The organism is Ralstonia sp. VS2407, assembly GCF_052950655.1.
In genome coordinates this window covers 1-3,071 of sequence record NZ_JBRFVG010000029.1, presented here as the reverse complement: position 1 = coordinate 3,071, position 3,071 = coordinate 1, and the positions used below count along the sequence as shown (strand labels likewise).

The window sequence follows — 3,071 nt, the reverse complement described above, 5'->3', positions numbered from 1 at the left end:
GAGCTTTGATCCGCAGATATCCGAATGGGGAAACCCGGCCCATATGGGTCATCTGTTACTGAATACATAGGTAACAGAAGCGAACGCAGTGAACTGAAACATCTAAGTAGCTGCAGGAACAGAAATCAACCGAGATTCCCAAAGTAGTGGCGAGCGAAATGGGATCAGCCTTGTACTCTTTAGCAGTATTGTTAGCAAAGCGGAATGGAAAGTCCGGCCATAGTGGGTGATAGCCCCGTATGCGAAAACAGTATTGTGGAACTAGGTGTACGACAAGTAGGGCGGGACACGTGAAATCCTGTCTGAAGATGGGGGGACCATCCTCCAAGGCTAAATACTCGTAATCGACCGATAGTGAACCAGTACCGTGAGGGAAAGGCGAAAAGAACCCCGGGAGGGGAGTGAAATAGATCCTGAAACCGCATGCATACAAACAGTCGGAGCCTGGAAACGGGTGACGGCGTACCTTTTGTATAATGGGTCAGCGACTTACATTCAGTGGCAAGCTTAACCGATTAGGGAAGGCGTAGCGAAAGCGAGTCCGAATAGGGCGTTCAGTCGCTGGGTGTAGACCCGAAACCAAGTGATCTATCCATGGCCAGGTTGAAGGTGCGGTAACACGTACTGGAGGACCGAACCCACTAACGTTGAAAAGTTAGGGGATGAGCTGTGGATAGGGGTGAAAGGCTAAACAAACTTGGAAATAGCTGGTTCTCTCCGAAAACTATTTAGGTAGTGCCTCGTGTCTCACCTTCGGGGGTAGAGCACTGTCATGGTTGGGGGGTCTATTGCTGATTACCCCGCCATAGCAAACTCCGAATACCGAAGAGTGCAATCACGGGAGACAGACATCGGGTGCTAACGTCCGGTGTCAAGAGGGAAACAACCCAGACCGCCAGCTAAGGTCCCTAAATATTGCTAAGTGGGAAACGAAGTGGGAAGGCTAAAACAGTCAGGAGGTTGGCTTAGAAGCAGCCACCCTTTAAAGAAAGCGTAATAGCTCACTGATCGAGTCGTCCTGCGCGGAAGATGTAACGGGGCTAAGCAATATACCGAAGCTGCGGATGCACGTAAGTGCATGGTAGGAGAGCGTTCTGTAAGCCTGTGAAGGTGTCTTGTAAAGGATGCTGGAGGTATCAGAAGTGCGAATGCTGACATGAGTAGCGATAAAGGGGGTGAAAGGCCCCCTCGCCGTAAGCCCAAGGTTTCCTACGCAACGTTCATCGGCGTAGGGTGAGTCGGCCCCTAAGGCGAGGCAGAGATGCGTAGCTGATGGGAAGCAGGTTAATATTCCTGCACCGTCGTATGATGCGATGGGGGGACGGATCGCGGAAGGTTGTCCGGGTGTTGGATGTCCCGGTCCCTGCATTGGAGATGGCACTTAGGCAAATCCGGGTGCGTGATTCAAGGGTGTGGGGCGAGCGACTTTAGGTCGCGAAGCAATTGGAAGTGGTTCCAAGAAAAGCCTCTAAGCTTCAGTCATACGAGACCGTACCGCAAACCGACACAGGTGGGCGAGATGAGTATTCTAAGGCGCTTGAGAGAACTCGGGAGAAGGAACTCGGCAAATTGGTACCGTAACTTCGGGATAAGGTACGCCCTTGTAGTTTGACTAGCTCGCGCTAGAAGGACGAAGGGGTTGCAATAAAATGGTGGCTGCGACTGTTTAATAAAAACACAGCACTCTGCAAACACGAAAGTGGACGTATAGGGTGTGACGCCTGCCCGGTGCCGGAAGATTAAATGATGGGGTGCAAGCTCTTGATTGAAGTCCCGGTAAACGGCGGCCGTAACTATAACGGTCCTAAGGTAGCGAAATTCCTTGTCGGGTAAGTTCCGACCTGCACGAATGGCGTAACGATGGCCACACTGTCTCCTCCCGAGACTCAGCGAAGTTGAAGTGTTTGTGATGATGCAATCTCCCCGCGGCTAGACGGAAAGACCCCATGAACCTTTACTGTAGCTTTGCATTGGACTTTGAACCGATCTGTGTAGGATAGGTGGGAGGCTTTGAAACCGGGACGCTAGTTTCGGTGGAGCCGTCCTTGAAATACCACCCTGGTTTGTTTGAGGTTCTAACCTTGGCCCGTGAATCCGGGCCGGGGACAGTGCATGGTAGGCAGTTTGACTGGGGCGGTCTCCTCCCAAAGTGTAACGGAGGAGTTCGAAGGTACGCTTGGTACGGTCGGACATCGTACCTAAAGTGCAATGGCAAAAGCGTGCTTAACTGCGAGACCGACAAGTCGAGCAGGTGCGAAAGCAGGACATAGTGATCCGGTGGTTCTGTATGGAAGGGCCATCGCTCAACGGATAAAAGGTACTCTGGGGATAACAGGCTGATACCGCCCAAGAGTTCATATCGACGGCGGTGTTTGGCACCTCGATGTCGGCTCATCTCATCCTGGGGCTGTAGCCGGTCCCAAGGGTATGGCTGTTCGCCATTTAAAGAGGTACGTGAGCTGGGTTTAAAACGTCGTGAGACAGTTTGGTCCCTATCTGCCGTGGGCGTTGGAATCTTGACGGGGGCTGCTCCTAGTACGAGAGGACCGGAGTGGACGTACCGCTGGTGTACCTGTTGTCTCGCCAGAGGCATCGCAGGGTAGCTATGTACGGAAGAGATAACCGCTGAAAGCATCTAAGCGGGAAACTTGCCTGAAGATGAGGATTCCCTGGAGACTTGATCTCCCTGAAGGGTCGTTCGAGACCAGGACGTTGATAGGCTGGGTGTGGAAGCGCAGTAATGCGTTCAGCTAACCAGTACTAATTGCCCGTGCGGCTTGATCCTATAACCGGTATGTTTCCGGCTGGGTCTGCCTTGTGCCTGATACTCACACATCACAACCCCAAATCTACATTCCCATATTGGTCGCGTTGACCTCGTCAACGTGGCAACAAGTCATAGCCTGGTGACCATAGCGAGTCGGTACCACCCCTTCCCATCCCGAACAGGACCGTGAAACGACTCCGCGCCGATGATAGTGCGGATTCCCGTGTGAAAGTAGGTCATCGCCAGGCTCTCCCATCCAACACCCCAGCTCCCTTCAAAGAGCTGGGGTGTTTGTCTTTGCGCG

At 52.7% G+C, this 3,071-nt stretch carries 2 rRNA genes (1 of these 2 running past the window's edge); both read left to right on the top strand.

The annotated features are described in order from the left end of the window. Positions 1 to 2,785 (top strand): 23S ribosomal RNA (locus tag ACU8YE_RS23565) (it extends 193 nt beyond the left edge of the window). A gap of 117 nt (positions 2,786 to 2,902) precedes the next feature. Continuing rightward, a 5S ribosomal RNA gene (gene rrf / locus ACU8YE_RS23560) occupies positions 2,903 to 3,015 on the top strand. Positions 3,016 to 3,071: the final 56 nt, after the last annotated feature.